The sequence below is a fragment of the Streptomyces sp. NPDC006610 genome (genome assembly GCF_040611575.1).
Lineage (GTDB): Bacteria > Actinomycetota > Actinomycetes > Streptomycetales > Streptomycetaceae > Streptomyces.
The window spans coordinates 119,526-135,378 of record NZ_JBEXOP010000017.1 but is presented as its reverse complement, the minus strand read 5'-3'; the positions used below and the strand labels follow the sequence as shown (position 1 = coordinate 135,378).

Below are 15,853 nucleotides of genomic sequence, written 5' to 3'. Positions count from 1 at the left end.
TCGGTGCGGTCAGCCGCGCGTCTTCTCCCCCGCGGTCTCGGCCGCGGGGGCGGGCAGCGGCGGCGGGCCGGGGACGCGCGCGGGCGCCGCCCGCACCCGCGCGCCGGCCGGAACGTCCGAGGTCACCAGGGCCATGGCGCCGATCAGCGCGTTGTCCCCGACGGTGATCGGACCGAGCAGGGTCGCGCCGGTGCCGACGGTGACGCCGTCGCCGAGGCACGGGTGACGGCGCGCGGACCGGCCGCCGTCACCCGGGCCGTCGTGCCACCAGCCGGTGGAGCCGAGCGTGACCTGGTGGAAGAGGGAGACGTCGTCGCCGATCACCGCGGTCTCCCCGATGACGACGCCGCTGCCGTGGTCGATGAAGAACCGCCGGCCGATCCGGGCGCCGGGGTGGATCTCGATGCCGCCCGTGAGGACCTTCACCAGTGTGGAGACCAGCCGGGCGGTGCGGTAGCGACGGCGCCGGTAGAGGCGGTGGCCGACGCGGTGGCCGAGCACCGCGATGACGGTCGGGTGCAGCAGGGCCTCGCCGCGCGTGCGCACGGACGGGTCCCGGTCCATGATCACGTCGATGGTGCGGGCCGCCCTGCGGCGCAGCGTCCGCGCTCCCGTGGTGCGAGGCACGGCGCCGGGTCAGTTCGGCTCGACGACGACGCGCAGGGTCTCCCGTACGAACGCCAGCGCGTCCTCCCGTTCCTCGGGCGTGGCGGCGTCGACCAGGACGTGGCCCATGCGCTGCGAGGACGAGGTGAGGGGCCGTACGGCGTCCCCGGGACCCTTGCGCAGCCGTACCCGGACGACGGCGGGGTGGGCCTCGACCTCGGCCACGCCGCGGATCTCGCGGATGACGCCGGGGGCGGCGGTGGGGAAGACGGTGGCGGCGTGGGAGACGGGCGCCTTGGGCAGGTCGGGCAGCGGCATGCCGAGCGCGAGCCGGACCACGGCCTCGTACAGGTCGAAGCCGTAGGTGCGGCCGATCGCGTCGGGCAGGTAGTCGCCCGGGGTGCGCACGGCGATCTCCATCAGGGCCGGGCCCCGGTCGCCGACCTTGAACTCCAGGTGGACCAGGCCGGTGCGCATGCCGATCGCGGAGAGCACGCCGCGGGTGAGGGCGTGCACCTGCGCGTCGAGGGCGGGCTCGAACTCGTGGCCGCAGCGGTGGGCGAGTTCGACGAAGTAGGGCGGCGGGGTGGTCTCCTTGGCGGTGACGTTCTCGAAGAGCACCTCTCCGTCGCGGACCAGCGCCTCCCAGCTGTACTCGGGGCCCTGCACCGCCTCCTCGACGAGCACCGGCCCCTCCCCCGCCCGGCGGGCGACGACCTCGTCGACGCCGGCGGCGTCCCGGACGAGTTCGACGCCCTCGCTGCCGGCGAGGGTGAGCGGCTTGACGACGACGGGCAGCCGCAGCCGCATCCAGTCGGCGCCCTCGGCGACGCCCTGCACGTGCAGGTGTTCCGGCTGGGAGACGCCGTACGCGGCGAAGGTGGCGCGCTGCAGCGCCTTGTTGCGGGAGATGACGGCGGCGTGCAGGGACGGGCCGGGCAGGCCGAGACGTTCCTGGGTGAGCGCTCCGGCGAGGACGTGGGGTTCGGCGAAGGCGATCAGGCCGTCCGGGGCGCGGTCGGCGGCGACCCGGGCCACGGCGCCGACCCACGGTTCGTCGCCGCGGCCTTCCACGCGGTGGAAGGACTCGGCGAGGTGGGTGGGCCGGTTGTCCCAGGCGGCGGCCGACTCGACCGCGCGTACGCGCACGCCGAGGCGGGCGGCGGCGTCGAGGTAGGGGCGGCCCATGGTGCCCACGCCGACGAGGAGCAGGTCCGGCGGGCCGCCGGCCGGGCGGTGCGGGCCGGGTGCCGCGGCCGGCGGGTGCGGGGCGTGCGCGTCGGTCATCGGGCGGTTCCTTCGGCGGTCTCGGCGGATACGACGGGGGCGGGGGCGGCTTTCTCCAGGGCGCGGGTGACGGGGGTGACGAGCAGGGCGGCGACCCCGAACACGGCGGCCAGCCCGAGCCATCCGGCTGGCCCGACGACCATCACCACGGAGGTGATCAGGGCGGGGCCCGCGATGCGCTGGGCGGTGCCGCCGAGGCTGAACACGGACAGGTAGACGCCCTTGCCGTCCTCGGGCGCGAAGTCGTAGCTCAGCTCCCAGCCGCCGGTGGCCTGCCACATCTCGCCGAACGTCAGCAGCACGCAGGCGACGACGAGTACGCCGGCGGCGGCCCAGGCGGACTCGGGCCCGGCCGCGGCGGCGAGGGCCACGCAGCACAGGACCATGGCGAGGCCGCCCAGGCGCAGGGCGCGCACGGCGCCGCCGTCGCGTTCGGCGGCCTTGGCGACGGGGACCTGGAGCGCGATGGACATCAGGGTGTTGATGAGCACCAGGCCGGGCAGCAGCCCGGCGGGCATCTCGGTGGCCTCCAGCGCCCACAGCGGGATGCCCACGGACAGGATGGTGACGTGCAGGTTGAGCACGCCGTTGAGGAGGGTCAGCAGTCCGTAGCGCCAGTCGCGGAACCGGCGCACGGCGGTGAACGGGCCGACCTTGCGCTGCGGCGCGGCCCCGGCGATGCGCAGTCGGGTGAGCATGAGCGCCGAGCTGACGAAGGCGGCGGCGGTGCCGAGGACGATGCCGCGGTACGCCCACACGCTGTCGGCGGCGACGAGCGGCGCGGCGAGCAGCGCGCCGAGCGAGAAGCCGACGTTGCGGACGGTGCGGATGATGGCCATGGTGCGGGTGCGGTCGCTGCCGGCGACGGTCGCGGAGGCCACGGCCTGGGTCATCGGCTGGGTGGCCGCCTCGGCGGCGGCCAGGCAGCAGGAGACCACGGTGAACACGAGCAGGCCCTCGGCGAAGCAGAGCGCGACGAAGCCGCCGGCCCGCCACAACTGGAGGGCGATCAGGGTGCGTTGGGCGCCGAACCGGTCGCCTGCCGCGCCGATCGGCACGGTGGTGAGGAAGCCGGCGACGCCCGACACGGCCAGCGCGAAACCCACCTCGGCCGCGGTGAGGCCCACCGAGCGGACGAAGAACACCGCGGACGCGGCCAGGTACAGGCCGGTGCCGATGGCGTTGACGAGGGAGATGACCGCGAAGGTGCGGCCTTCCCGGGTCGCCGGTACGTAGTCCCGCCAGCCGATGGATCTCACGCCCGCTCCTCGGTCGTGGTGCGGATGTCGATGAGGGACACGGCGTGCTCGGCGTGGCGGGCGGCGTCGGGGCCGTCCGTGCCGGTGGCGATGACGAAGCCGGCGCGCTCCCAGGAGCTGGTGGTGGCGCGGACGGTGGCGCCGGGCTCGACGGACAGATGCAGGGCGTGGACGCCCTGGGCGGCGCGCGCCTGGTCGGCGCCGGCGACGGACTCGACCCGGCCGGGGGCGGCGGTCAGGAACCGCACGGCGGCGCCGCGCAGCGCCGGCAAGGGCTCGACGGGGCCGCGGTCCTCCAGAACGTGCAGCAGGTTGCGGAGGATGTCGGTGTCGTGGGCGAGGTCGATCAGCACGGTGATGCCGCCGCCGGGGAGCCGGCCGGCGCACTCCACCAGGTGCGGGCGCCGTTCGGGGCCGACGAGGATCCACTCGGAGTGCAGGACGCCGGAGCCGAAGCCGACGGCGGCGGCGAGGCGGGTGAGCGCGTCGCGCAGGGCGGCGGCCGTGGTGGGCGGCAGCGGGGCGGGCACGACGTGGCCGGTCTCCACCGGGTGGCGGGAGTCGAGCACGCTCTTGGCGGTGATGTTGGTGAAGCCGACGACGCCGTCGTGGACGACGGCCTCGACGCTCACCTCGGGCCCGTGCAGGCGCTGTTCGACCAGGTAGCGGGCGGTGCCGGGGTACTGGGCGCGCAGGGTGGGCTCGTCGGCGGTGGTGGTGTGGAGCCATGCCTCGGTGACGTCGTCGCCGGGGCCGAGGAGCTGGACGCCGAGGCTGGCCTGCCGGTTGGCGGGCTTGAGGACGGCCTCGCCGCCGTGCGCGTCGCGGAACGCGGCGACCTCCTCGGAGCTCTGGGCGACGGCCCAGGCGGGCTGGTCGACGCCGCTGCCGGCGAGGGCCTCGCGCAGCAGGCCCTTGTCGCGCAGGACGCGGGCGGCCTTGGGGCCGGCGCCGGGCAGGCCCCACTCCTCGGCGAGGGCGGCGGCGACGACGACGCCGTACTCGACGACCGGCACCACGGCGCGGACACGGGGCGGCCGGGGCACCGCGGAAACGATCCGCTCCGGGTGGTGCTCGTCCTGCGACGGGGCCGGCAGCAGGGCCGCGACGCAGGGGTGGTCGTCGGCGAGCCCGGCGATGCCGCGGGCCTCGATGACGGCGGGCTCCTCCAGCACCAGCACCGACCCGGCGGGCAGCTGGGTGTCCAGCTTGCCGAGCATGACGGGGCTGTAGCCGACCAGGACGTGGGTGACGGTGTCGGGCACGGGCGCCGCGACGGGCGTGACCGTGACGGTGAGCGCCTCGCGCACCCGGGCCTCCAGGGCGTCGAGTTCGGCGACGGTGGGCGCGTCGATGAAGAAGGACACGGCCCGGTCCTCGGAGCTGCGCAGCTCGCCGAGGACGGCCCCGCGGTCCTTGTGGACGAGTACGGCGCGCAGCGTCGGGGCGTCGTCGGGCGCGCCCGGTGCGATACGGGGCCACAGGCCGCCCTCGCCGACCCAGGCGGGCGCGACGTCGAAGCCGTCGACGGTGACGTCCTGCAGCACGCCGGGCCGGTGCTCCAGGTAGACCTGGCGGGCGACGCGGGTGGGCGCCGGGTAGGAGGCGGGCTCGCCGAGGGCGATGCGCATGATCTCGGGTTCGAGGGGGGCGCCGGTGGCGAGTTCGTACAGCACGCACAGGCCGTCGCCGGGGGTGCGGGCGGCGACCTCCATCAGGACGGGGCGGCCGTCGGCGTCGACGCGCCACTCGGCGTGCGCGATGCCGTCGCGGAAGGCGAGGCCCTCCAGCATGCGGGCGTTGGCGTCGAGGAGGGTGGCGTCGTGCTCGGGCCGGTCGCTGGGGACGGTGTGGGACAGCTCCACGAAGGTGCGGGCGTGGCTGTCGGTGGTGTCCTTGCGGGTGGCGGAGGCGAACAGGACGCGGCCGCCCTGCACCAGGGACTCCACGGAGTACTCCTGGCCGGTGACCTTCTCCTCCACGAGGACGGTCTCGTGCGGCGGGTAGGCGCCGAGGCGGGCGCGGAGTTCCTCGGGGGTGTCGACGGTCTCGACGCCGGAGCTGGAGTGCCGGCCGGCGGGCTTGACGACGGCCGGGTAGCGCACGGCGGCGGTGTCGACGGCGTCGCGTTCGCCGCCGGGCACGGTGAGGCTGAGCGGGCTGAACTCGGGCAGGTACCAGCGCTGGAGGTACTTGCTGCGGCAGGCGCGGGTGGCGCGCAGGCCCGGGGTGGGCAGGCCGAGCGCGTCGGCGAGGATGCCGGTGGGCTCGACCTGGGTCTCGCCGACGGCGTAGGCGCCGACGACGTTGTACGTCTCGCGCCAGCGGCGGGCGGCGGAGACGACGCCGGGCAGGTAGGAGTTCTCGACGGCCACGTCGCCGTCGACGAAGGCGATGTCGTCGATGGCGCTGGCGGGGTGGTCCGGGTCCCGCATGGCTTCGAGGGCCTCCTCGCGCCAGGCGGACGGCGTGACGAGCAGGACCTTCAGGCCGCGGCGGGCGAGCTCCGAGAGGTAGAGGGGCGCCCGGCACACGACCAGGAAGGATCCGGTGAGCACAAAGGCGTCCGGGCGCGCTTCGGCGGGCTGCAACGTGTCCATGGTCCGGCTTTCCTCGGTCGGTCGTACGGGCATGCGGTCGGTTCCCGGGGCACGGCGATACGGCGCAACGGCGCGGCGTCACCGGGCCGTTGGCGTCTCCGGGGTGGCGCGGGGCGGGGCGCGCCGGGCCGCTCGCCCGTGGGGGGAGCGGCCCGGCGGCGGGTGGGTCAGTCGAACTTCAGCTTGCCGGTCCGGGTCCGCTTCAGCTCGAAGAAGTCCGGGTAGTTGGCGAGGGCGCGCGCCCCGTCGAAGATGCGCGCGGCCTCCTCGCCCCGGGGGATCGAGTTGAGGACGGGGCCGAAGAAGGCGACGCCGTCGATGTGGATGGTGGGCGTGCCCACGTCCTCGCCGACCGGGTCCAGGCCCTCGTGGTGGCTCTTGCGCAGCGCCTCGTCGTACTCGTCGGTGTGCGCGGCCTCCAGGAACGACGCGGGCAGGCCGACCTCCTCCAGCGCCTCGGCGGCGACGGCGAGGTAGTCCTTGTTGCCGTCGTTGTGGATGCGCCGGGCCATGGCCGCGTACAGGTCGGGCAGCGCCTCCTCGCCGTGCTTCTGGGCGACCGCGGTGCAGATCCGGGTCAGGGAGAGCGAGTTGTCCACGAGGGTGCGGTACCAGTCGGGCAGTTCCCGGCCCTCGTTGAGGAAGAACAGGCTCATCACCCGGAAGCGCAGGTCCATCCGGCGGCGCTCGGCGACCTCGAGGATCCAGCGGGAGGTGATCCAGGCGAAGGGGCAGGCCGGGTCGAAGTAGAAGTCGACCTTGGCGGGGGTGTTCTCGGTCGCGGTGGTCATGCGGCGGCCTCCGTGGTGGCGAACGTCTTGCCCTCGGCGTCCTTGACGTACGCGGCCAGGTCGGCGTACTTCTCACGCAGTCGGCGCTTGAGGACCTTTCCGGTGACGCCGACCGGGAAGTCGGCCTCGTCGTGCACGATCTCCAGGAAACCCAGCTTCGGGTGTCCGGCGGCCTCGAGGGCCTCGTTGGCAAGGGTGAGCAACTTGTCGGCCTCCGGTGCGGCGTTGGCGGTGACAACGGCGACGGGCACGGTCCTGCCGTTGTTCCGGCCGGCGATCACGGCGACGTCGCCCACGTCGGGCACGTCGTTGAGGATGACCTCCTCCATGAACACAGAGTATCCGGTGCCGTTTTCGGTGTGGATGGCGTCGACGGCGCGGTCCACGAGGAAGAAGTCGCCGTCGGCGTCGCGGTAGGCCATGTCGCCGGGCAGCCAGTAGCCGGACAGCTTGTAGCGGTAGGTGGTGTCGGAGTCCGCCCAGTAACCGGGGGTGATGGCGGGGCCCTTGGCGGCCAGGAAGCCGACCTCGCCGTCGTCGGCGTGGCTGCCGTCCTTGCGCAGGATGGTGACCTCGGCGACGCCGACCGGCTTGCCGGCGCAGCGGTCGTGGCGCTCGGAGTCGAGCGTGCGGGCCTTGAGCAGGACGCCCCAGCCGAGTTCGGTGGTGCCGAGCCGGTCGAGGAACGCGGCCGGCTTGCGGTCCTTGCTGCGCAGGGAGAGCACCTTGGTGATGTGCGACTGGTGGACGGCGTCGCCGATGGACACCCAGGAGTCGACCGAGTCGAGGGCGCCGGGCTCCACGTCGGCGTTGGCCAGCTCGGCGTAGCCGTGGGCGAAGGACATCACCGAGGTGGGCTGGTACTTCTGGACGGCCGCGGCCAGTTCGGAGCCGCGGCGGTCGCTGAGCGCGACGATCGGGGTGCCGCCGAGGACCGCGTACACGGTGTAGGCGACGCAGCCGAGGTGGGACTGCGGCAGCGCGGTCATCATCAGGGCGCCGGGCTGCTCGGTGTGGTCCACGAGGCGGAACTTGGGGCCCGACACGATGGACTTGTGGGTGTGGATGGTCGGCTTGGGCCGGCCCGTGGTGCCGGAGGAGTGCAGGATCGCGACCGGGTCGTCGTCGTGGTGCTTCCAGTACTGGCCCTCGGCGAGGGTCGCGGCGGGCGGGGCCGGCAGTTCCTCGGCCTCCTGCACCCAGGCGAGGCCCAGGCCGGAGGTGTCGCCGAGCAGTTCCAGGCGGGCGTGGTCGGCGTACAGGCCGACGGGCGTGGTCTGCTCGATCAGCGAGGTGGCGATCGCCTGCGAGGCGTTGGAGTTGATGAGCAGGGCGACCGCGCCGATCTGGGCGAGGGCGTAGAAGTGCAGCGAGTAGCTGATGGAGTCCTCGAACCAGACGGCGACGCGGTCGCGGGTCTCCACGCCGCGCTCCAGGTACCAGGCCGACCAGCTCTGCGCGAGGGCGTCGAACTCGGCGAGGCTGAAGTCCTGCTTGGCCTGGCCGTCGGGGGTGCCGATCGGGCGGGTGGAGTGGATGAAGGGCACCTCGGGCGCCGGGTTCACGGCGAGCGCCGAGCGCAGCAGGTTGCCGCCTCCGACGGAGGCGTCGGCGGCGACGGCCGCGCGCTGCTCGGGAGACAGGACGGTGGCAGCGAATGTGCTCATGGAACACCTTCCGGAATGTGGTTCAGAAGTGGGCGGGACGGGCTCAGATCCGTGCGAAGAGCGCGGCGCAGGTGTCCCGGTGGTGGGCGAGGTCGTCGCCGAGGTGCGTGCGGAGTTCGCCGAGGAGGTCCGCGAAGTCGGCCTCGGTGCCGTGCTCGACGGTGTCGGCGAGCCGGCGGACGGCGTCCGCGAGGGCCTTGCGGGCCGGGGCCGCCTCCGGGTTGCCGTGCTGGACGTCCCAGTACACCTCGGGCGTGCCGGAGGCGATGCGGGCGAGCAGCGCGAGCAGGGTGTTGGCGGGCGGCGGCGCGGCGGCCCGCAGGTCCTCGCCGGGTACGTCCATCCCGGCGAGGGCGATGCCGAAGGAGAGCACCGCCGCGTGCACCAGTGCCTGGGAGGCGGCGGCGAGCCGGTCGTGCCGCTGCTCGTCGACGCGGACGATCCTGGCGCCCCAGCTCTCCACGAGGGCGAGCAGTTCCTCGGTGCGGGAGCCGGCGTTGATCACGACGGCGGCCACGGGGCGGCCCTCGAAGCCGAGGGACGGGGCGAACATCGGGTTGAGGCCGACGGCCTGGACCCCGGGGGCCTCGGCGCGCACGGCACGGGCGACCGAGCCCTTCACGGACAGGGTGTCCACGAGGAGGGCGTCGGGCCGCATCTCCGCGGCGACGCCGTGGATCGCCTTCAGCGCGACCGGTTCGGGCACGGCGAGCACGACCAGGTCGGCGTGGCCCAGTTCGGCGGCGAGCCGGAAGTCGACGGCGGTGACGTCGCCGCGCAGCCGTGCGGCGCGCCCGTCGCCCGGTTCCGGTTCGGCGGTGTCGACGACCGTGACGCGGGCGCCGGAGTCCAGGAGCCGTTCGGTGAAGAGCCGGCCGACCGCCCCGGCCCCGCCGACGACCACGGCGCGCTTGATCACGCGGTGCCTCCGTGCCCGGCGCCTGCCGTCGCGTGCTCCCCGGCGCCGGGGCCGGCGTCCGCGTCCGCCTCGGTGTGCTGGGCGGTGGCGAGGACCGCGGTGACCATGGCCCTGGACTTGACCACCGTCTCCTCGAACTCCTCGTCCGGGTCGGAGAGGGCCACGATGGCGCCGCCGACGCCGAAGCTGACCCGGTCCGCGGTGGCGACCAGCGTGCGGATGACGATGTTGAGGTCGGCCGCGCCGCTGAGCGAGAACCAGCCGAGCGAGCCGGAGTACACGCCGCGCGGGCCCTGTTCGAGCCGGTCGATGATCTCCATGGTGCGCAGCTTCGGGGCGCCGGTCATGGAGCCGCCGGGGAACGCGGCGCGCACGCAGGTCACGGCCGTCTCCTCCGGGCGCAGCGTGCCGCGGATGGTGGACACCAGCTGGTGCACGGGCGCGTACGTCTCGACGTGGAACAGCTTCGGCACGTGCACCGATCCGACCTCGGAGACCATGTTGAGGTCGTTGCGGATCAGGTCCACGATCATCAGGTTCTCGGAGCGGTCCTTCTCCCGGCCGAGGAGGTCGAGCCGCAGCGCCTCGTCCTCCTGCGGGGTGCGTCCGCGCGGCCGGGTGCCCTTGATCGGCTTCGACTCGGCGACCCGGTCCGTGCCGACGGTGAGGAACCGTTCCGGCGACGCGCTGAGCACGGCCACGCCGGGGTAGTCGAGCAGCGCGCCGTAGGGCACGGGGCTGATGCGGCGCAGGTGCGCGTACGTGGTGAGCGGGTCGATGGCCGCCTGCATGGTGACCGTGTTGGTCAGGCACACCTCGTACGTCTCGCCCTGGCGTATCTCCTCCATGCTCCGGGCGATCCGGTCGAGGTAGGCCTCGCGGCCGTGACGGAGCCGGGTGACGCCGGCGGCCTCCGGATCGGTCATGCCGGTGCCGGAGAAACGGACGGGCCCGGGGTCCGCCGCGGGGGCGGGCAGGGCGCGCAGGCGCTGCTCGGTGGCGTCCAGCCAGCCCACGGCGTCCGTGTCGTCGCCCTCGCGGGAGAGCGCCAGCAGGTAGCAGACGCCCTTGACGTGGTCGACGGCGAGCATCCGGTCGGCGAACAGCAGGGCGGCGTCCGGGGTTTCGGCCTTGTGCACGGCCTCCGCCCCGGCCTCGGCCTTGAGTTCGTAGCCGAGGTAGCCGACGTAGCCCAGGTTGAAGTCGAAGGGCAGGCCCTCCGGCGTGGGCACGGAGCGCTGCCGCAGCTGGGCGTCGAGGTAGTCGAAGAAGCCCTGCGCGACGATCTCGCCGTCCCGGCCGGGCCGGCCCGGCGTCTGGACGGTGACGAAGCCGTCGGTGACGCGGTAGGTGACGTACTCGGCCAGCGGGCCTTCGCCGTTGCCGAGGAAGGAGAAGCGGGACAGGCCGTCGATGACGTTGCTGCTGTCGAGCCAGAAGCCGTGGCTGCCGCCGGCGAACAGGGTGCGGTAGGCGGCCTCCGTGTCGGGCAGCGTCTCGACCCGGCGCACGTGCACCGCGTACGGGACGGCGGTCCCGGTGGCCCCGGGGACGGCGCGCCGGCCGCGGGCGAGTGCGAGGTCGCGGAAGTTGGCGAGCAGTTCGCGGCCGTACTCGCTGCTGATGGACTCGGGGTGGAACTGCACGCCCCACACCGGCAGGGTGCGGTGGCGCACGCCCATGACCACCCCGTCGTCCGTCCACGCGACGGCTTCCAGCTCGTCGGGGAGGCGGTGGGCGGCGAGGGAGTGGTAGCGGACCACGTCGAAGGGGCTGGGCAGTCCCTTGAAGACGTCGACGCCCGTGTGCCGTACGGCGGAGACCCTGCCGTGCATGGGCTCCGGCGCGAGCCCCACCTCACCGCCGAAGAGGTGGGTGATGCCCTGGTGGCCGAGACACACCCCGAGGACCGGCAGCCCGCTGTCGAGGATGGCGCGGGCGCTGATGCCGAAGTCGCGCTCCCGGTCGGGCCGGCCGGGCCCCGGGGAGACGACGACGGCGTCGAACTCGTCGAGCCGCAGCGTGTCCCAGTCGGCGCCGTTGCGGACGACGACCGGCGGGCGGCCGTTCACCTCGCCGAGGAGCTGATAGAGGTTGTAGGTAAAGGAGTCGTAGTTGTCGATGAGCAGTGTTCTCATGCGGAGTCCCCGATCACCTGGTTCTCCACCCGGCACGTCTCTTCGATGACCAGGTCGTAGAGCCTGCGGAGAAACTCCGGGCTGATGCCGTGCAGGTCGCCGTAGCGTGCGGCGCGTTCCTGCACCACGCCGATTCTGTGCGGCTGCATCATCGGAATGCTGTGCTCTCGCTTGAAGTGCCCGATGTCGACGCACTTCTGGATTCGCTCGCGTATCACGTCGAGGAACCGCGCGTCTATCTCATCGAGTTCGGTCCGCAGGTCTTCGAGGGTGACCGCGGATTCCTGGCTTGTCTGCATGGATAGCCCCTCCCACCTATTCCACGCCCCGAACTCTGCCCAAGGCCCGGGACGCCCCGCCACACACTCGATGGGTCGGGTCCCCGCACTGCACAGAATCGCAGGGGTGCACAGGGGGGTGAAACGGGACACAACACCCGGCCGACCCCGTCCCGGAGGCCGGCCAGGGGCCCTTCCGGGCCGCTCGGGGCCGGACCCCAATGGCCGGATAGGTCACGACAACACCCGAGCACATGCCCGCAAATCGCCAGGAACCCTCCCTCTTGCCGGGCATTACCTGGCCGAAGCTTGCCAACCGGGCCGCTCCCCTCTCATAGTTTCCAGCGATCCAGGGGGACGAAAACGCATCGGAATCAGGGGGACCAATGCGCACACCGGACCGCGGGGAAATCGCGGAGACCGGCATTACCGAGCTGCTCGCGACGCAGGCGGCCACCCGTCCGGACCATGTCGCCGTGGTCCACGAGGACGACACGCTGACCTACCTCGAACTGCACGACGCCGCCACCGATCTGGGCCGCTGCCTGCGCGGACTCGGTGTGCGGGGCGACCGGGCGGTCGGGGTGTTCGTGGAGCCGTCGCTCGCCGCGATGACCGGCGTCTGGGGCGTCCTGTACGCGGGAGGCGCTTATCTGCCGCTGTCCCCCGATTATCCGGACGAACGCCTGCGCTTCATGCTCGAACAGTCCCGGGTGCGCGTCGTCTACACCCAGGAGGAGCTTCGCGGACGCCTCGCGGAAATCGCCCCGGCCAACGTGCGGATCGTCACGTCGGACGATGTCGCGGAATTCCGCAAGAACCACGGAGACGACGACGGCGAGGCCCTCCTGCCACGGCCGCGTCCGGGCGATCTCGCCTATGTCGTCTACACTTCCGGAAGCACCGGAAAACCCAAGGGCGTCATGATCGAGCACCGGTCGGTCGCCCATCAGATGCGCTGGCTGGCGGGCGTCTACGGACTCGACGCGGACGCCGTCGTCCTCCAGAAGACGCCGATGAGTTTCGACGCCGCGCAATGGGAGATCCTGGCCGTCGCGCACGGAGCGCGGGTCGTCGTCGGAACACCCGGAATCCACCGCGATCCGGCCCGTGTCGTGGAACTCGTGGAACAGCGCGGGGTGACCGTTCTGCAGTGCGTTCCCACACTGCTCCAGGCACTCGTCGACACCGACGAACTGCACCGCTGCGTTTCCCTGCGCCGCCTTTTCAGCGGCGGAGAGGCGCTTTCCCGGGCATTGGCGCGGACGTTCCTCGGCATCCTCCCCGGCTGCACCCTGGTGAACCTGTACGGCCCCACCGAGTGCACCATCAACACGTCCTCCTTCACCGTCGACCCGGCCGCCCTCGGCGACGGCGCGCACTCGGTGCCCATCGGCACTCCGGTGGCCGGAACCCGCTACCACGTCCTCGGCCCGGACCTGCGCCCCGTGGCGCCCGGCGAGACCGGCGAGCTGTACATCAGCGGCGTCCAGCTCGCCCGCGGGTATCTGCACCGTCCCGACCTCACGGCGGAACGGTTCGTCGACAGCCCGTTCGGCGACCCGGCGCCGCACGACCGCCTCTACCGCACCGGCGACCTGGCCCACGAGAACCCCGACGGCACCGTGCAGTTCACCGGACGCGCCGACAACCAGGTCAAGCTGCGCGGCTTCCGCATCGAACTGGACGAGATACGCCTGGCCGTCGAGGCGCACGACTGGGTCCGGGGCGCCGCCGTCCTCGTCCGCGACGACCCCCGCACCGGCTTCCAGAACCTCGTCGCCTGCATCGAACTGAGCCCGCGCGAGGCCGCGTTGATGGACCAGGGCGACGCCGGCGACCACCACCGCTCCAAGGCGGACAAGCTCCAGGTCAAGGCCCAGCTCTCCGACCCCGGCACCCGCGAGGACGGCGAACTCGCCGGACGGCCGGTCGTCGCGCTGCCCGGCGCCGAGGCCACCGCCGAGCAGCGCCGCCGCGCCTTCGCCCGCAAGACGTACCGCTTCTACGAGGGCGGCGCCGCCACCGCGGAGGACGTCCTGACCGCCCTCGCCCGGCGCCCGCCGGCCGCCGAACCGCGCCGCCCCGAGAACCTCACCCTCGCCGAACTCGGGTGCCTGCTGCGGGACTTCGGCCCGCACCTCAGCGACGAGCGGCTGCTGCCCAAGTACGCCTACGCGTCGCCCGGTTCGCTCTACGCCACCCAGCTCCTGGTCGAGACCGCGGGCGTCGACGGCCTCGACCCGGGCACCTACTACTTCCACCCGAGGCGCCACCAGCTCGTCCGCGTCGGCCCGGTGGCCCTGCCGGAGCCCGGCGCGCGGCTGCACTTCCTGGGCCGCCGCACCGCCATCGAGCCCGTCTACAAACGCAACGTCCAGGAGGTCCTGGAGTTGGAGACCGGTCACATGCTGGGCCTGCTGGACGAGGTCCTGCCCGCGTACGGCCTCGCCGTGCGCGACCTGCCGTACGACCCCGGCACGGCCGCGCTCCTCGACGGCGCCGACGGCGACCACTACCTGGGCTCCTTCGCGCTGGCCCCGTACACCGAACCCCCCGGCCCCGACCCGGTCGACGTCTACCTCCAGGTCCACCCCGGCACCGCCATGGGCCTGCCCACCGGCCAGTACCTCCACGAGGACGGCGGCTGGCGGCGCGTCGGCGACGGGCTGGTCCTCAAACGGCACGTCATCGCCATCAACCAGCAGGTGTACGAGCGGGCCTGTTTCGGCGTCACCCTGGTCAGCCGGGCCGGCCCGCAGTGGCGCCGGTACATCGACCTGGGGCGCGCGCTCCAGCGGCTCCAGCACAACGACCGCGACCTCGGCTTCATGTCCTCCGGGTACAGCTCCCGCACGGGCCACGATCTGCCCGCCGCCCGCCGGATCGCCGCCCTGCTGGAGGAGAGCGGGCGCCCGGCCGGTCCCAGCTACTTCGCGGTCGGCGGCCGGGTCAGCGAGCGGCAGCGCGCCCACGAGGGCATGCACGAGGACAGCGTGCACATGAAGGGGCCCGCGGAGATGGTCAAGGACGACCTGGTCGGCCTGCTGCCGGAGTTCATGGTGCCGAACCACATCCTGGTGCTGGACCGGCTGCCGCTGACCGCCAACGGCAAGGTCGACACCGCGGCCGTCGCCGCCCGCGTCGACGCCGTCCTCGCCCACGACGACCGCCCGCTCGTGCCGCCCCGCACGCGCACCGAGGCCCGGCTCGCCGAGCTGTGGAAGGCGGCCCTGAAGCGGGACACGGTGTCCGTGCGGGACGACTTCTTCGCCTGCGGCGGCAACTCGATCATCGCCGTGGCCCTGGTGCACCGCGTCAACCGCGAGTTCGGCACCCGACTGCCCTTCCAGGTCGTCTTCGAGGCGCCCACCGTGGAGCGGCTGGCCCAGCGCGTCGACACCGCCGGCGGACAGGGCAGCTCCCGCCTGGTGCCGCTGCACACCCCGGAGGGCGGCCGGCCCGTCTTCTGCTGGCCCGGCCTCGGCGGCTACACCATGAACCTGCGGCTGCTCGCCGCCCGCGCGGCCGGCGACCGCCCCTTCCGCGGCGTCCAGGCCCACGGTCTCAATCCCGGCGAGACCCCGCACGCCTGCCTGGAGGAGATGGCCGCGGCCGACGTGGCGGCCATCCGCGCCGCCCAGCCGTCCGGCCCCTACACCCTGTGGGGCTACTCCTTCGGCGCCCGCGTCGCCTTCGAGGCCGCGTGGCAGCTGGAACAGGCGGGCGAGCAGGTGGACCACCTGCTGCTGATCGCCCCCGGCTCCCCCCGCCTGCGCGAACCGGAACCGGACGAGGCGGGCCCGGCCGAACCGGCCCGGACCGAACCGGCGCCCGAGCCGCCCGTCGCCGACTTCGCCCACCGGGCCTTCCGCACGGTCCTCTTCTCCGTCTTCGCCGGCGCCGTCACCGGCCCCCTGCTGGAGGAGTGCCTGCGCCAGGCCGCCGACGAGGAGTCCTTCGCCGACTTCGTCGCCCGCCGGCTGCGCCGCCTCGACCCCGCCACCGCCCTCCGCGTCATCCGGCTCGTCCGTCACACCTACGGCTGGCTGCCCGCCGAACGCCGCATCAAGGCGCCGGTCACCGTCCTCCCGGCCCGCGGCGACGAGGAGTCCCACCTGGAACGCCTCCTCGCGCGCACCGGTACCCCCACGACGGTCGCCCGCCTGGACGCGGGCCACTACGACGCGTTGCGCGACCCGGGGGTGGACGAGCTGGAGAAGACGATCCGGCGGGTCGTGGGCCGGGGGTGACTCGGCCGGAGGCCGCCTTCCGGCGCCCCGCACGCAGTTGTACGGGCGCTGTACG

At 73.5% G+C, this 15,853-nt stretch carries 10 protein-coding genes; 1 reads left to right on the top strand and 9 read right to left on the bottom strand.

Features of this window, described 5'->3' with window-relative positions:
- Window positions 1-9: 9 nt before the first annotated feature.
- From epsC to ABZY13_RS16545, 9 genes are all read right to left on the bottom strand, one after another.
- Window positions 10-627 carry a serine O-acetyltransferase EpsC gene (gene epsC, locus ABZY13_RS16585; RefSeq protein WP_356631204.1) on the bottom strand — a complete coding sequence of 206 codons (618 nt, stop codon included), beginning with the start codon at window positions 625-627 and terminating at the stop codon, window positions 10-12.
- 9 nt (window positions 628-636) lie between these two features.
- Window positions 637-1,893: an ATP-grasp domain-containing protein gene (locus ABZY13_RS16580; RefSeq protein ID WP_356631202.1), complete on the bottom strand. Its 1,257-nt coding sequence runs from the start codon at window positions 1,891-1,893 to the stop codon at window positions 637-639.
- Window positions 1,890-3,152, bottom strand: coding sequence for an MFS transporter (locus ABZY13_RS16575; protein WP_356631200.1), 1,263 nt, complete (start codon window positions 3,150-3,152; stop codon window positions 1,890-1,892). Before ABZY13_RS16575 ends, ABZY13_RS16580 begins: the two co-directional genes overlap by 4 nt.
- Complete coding sequence (locus ABZY13_RS16570; protein WP_356631198.1) at window positions 3,149-5,752, bottom strand: ATP-grasp domain-containing protein; 2,604 nt, start codon at window positions 5,750-5,752, stop codon at window positions 3,149-3,151. The genes ABZY13_RS16575 and ABZY13_RS16570 overlap by 4 nt, the downstream gene beginning before the upstream one ends.
- A 167-nt stretch (window positions 5,753-5,919) precedes the next feature.
- Complete coding sequence (locus tag ABZY13_RS16565; protein ID WP_356631196.1) at window positions 5,920-6,543, bottom strand: DsbA family protein; 624 nt, start codon at window positions 6,541-6,543, stop codon at window positions 5,920-5,922.
- Entirely contained in the window at window positions 6,540-8,210 is a 1,671-nt protein-coding gene (locus ABZY13_RS16560; protein ID WP_356631194.1) for a class I adenylate-forming enzyme family protein, read from the bottom strand. Before ABZY13_RS16560 ends, ABZY13_RS16565 begins: the two co-directional genes overlap by 4 nt.
- Before the next feature lie 43 nt (window positions 8,211-8,253).
- Window positions 8,254-9,129, bottom strand: coding sequence for a prephenate dehydrogenase/arogenate dehydrogenase family protein (locus ABZY13_RS16555; RefSeq protein ID WP_356631192.1), 876 nt, complete (start codon window positions 9,127-9,129; stop codon window positions 8,254-8,256).
- Entirely contained in the window at window positions 9,126-11,267 is a 2,142-nt protein-coding gene (gene pabB, locus ABZY13_RS16550; protein WP_356631190.1) for an aminodeoxychorismate synthase component I, read from the bottom strand. The genes ABZY13_RS16555 and pabB overlap by 4 nt, the downstream gene beginning before the upstream one ends.
- Complete coding sequence (locus ABZY13_RS16545; protein WP_356631188.1) at window positions 11,264-11,566, bottom strand: chorismate mutase family protein; 303 nt, start codon at window positions 11,564-11,566, stop codon at window positions 11,264-11,266. Before ABZY13_RS16545 ends, pabB begins: the two co-directional genes overlap by 4 nt.
- Before the next feature lie 365 nt (window positions 11,567-11,931).
- On the opposite strand from ABZY13_RS16545, the gene ABZY13_RS16540 reads away from it, so the two are divergent.
- Window positions 11,932-15,798, top strand: a complete 3,867-nt coding sequence (locus tag ABZY13_RS16540; RefSeq protein ID WP_356631186.1) for an amino acid adenylation domain-containing protein — start codon at window positions 11,932-11,934, stop codon at window positions 15,796-15,798.
- Window positions 15,799-15,853: the final 55 nt, after the last annotated feature.

What these genes read in the sequence shown, in the direction of transcription:
- ABZY13_RS16580 (WP_356631202.1), bottom strand. Translation starts at nt 1,893, where the DNA reads ATGACCGACGCGCACGCCCCGCACCCGCCGGCCGCGGCACCCGGCCCG.
- ABZY13_RS16570 (WP_356631198.1), bottom strand. Translation starts at nt 5,752, where the DNA reads ATGGACACGTTGCAGCCCGCCGAAGCGCGCCCGGACGCCTTTGTGCTC.
- ABZY13_RS16565 (WP_356631196.1), bottom strand. Translation starts at nt 6,543, where the DNA reads ATGACCACCGCGACCGAGAACACCCCCGCCAAGGTCGACTTCTACTTC.
- ABZY13_RS16560 (WP_356631194.1), bottom strand. Translation starts at nt 8,210, where the DNA reads ATGAGCACATTCGCTGCCACCGTCCTGTCTCCCGAGCAGCGCGCGGCC.
- pabB (WP_356631190.1), bottom strand. Translation starts at nt 11,267, where the DNA reads ATGAGAACACTGCTCATCGACAACTACGACTCCTTTACCTACAACCTC.
- ABZY13_RS16545 (WP_356631188.1), bottom strand. Translation starts at nt 11,566, where the DNA reads ATGCAGACAAGCCAGGAATCCGCGGTCACCCTCGAAGACCTGCGGACC.
- ABZY13_RS16540 (WP_356631186.1), top strand. Translation starts at nt 11,932, where the DNA reads ATGCGCACACCGGACCGCGGGGAAATCGCGGAGACCGGCATTACCGAG.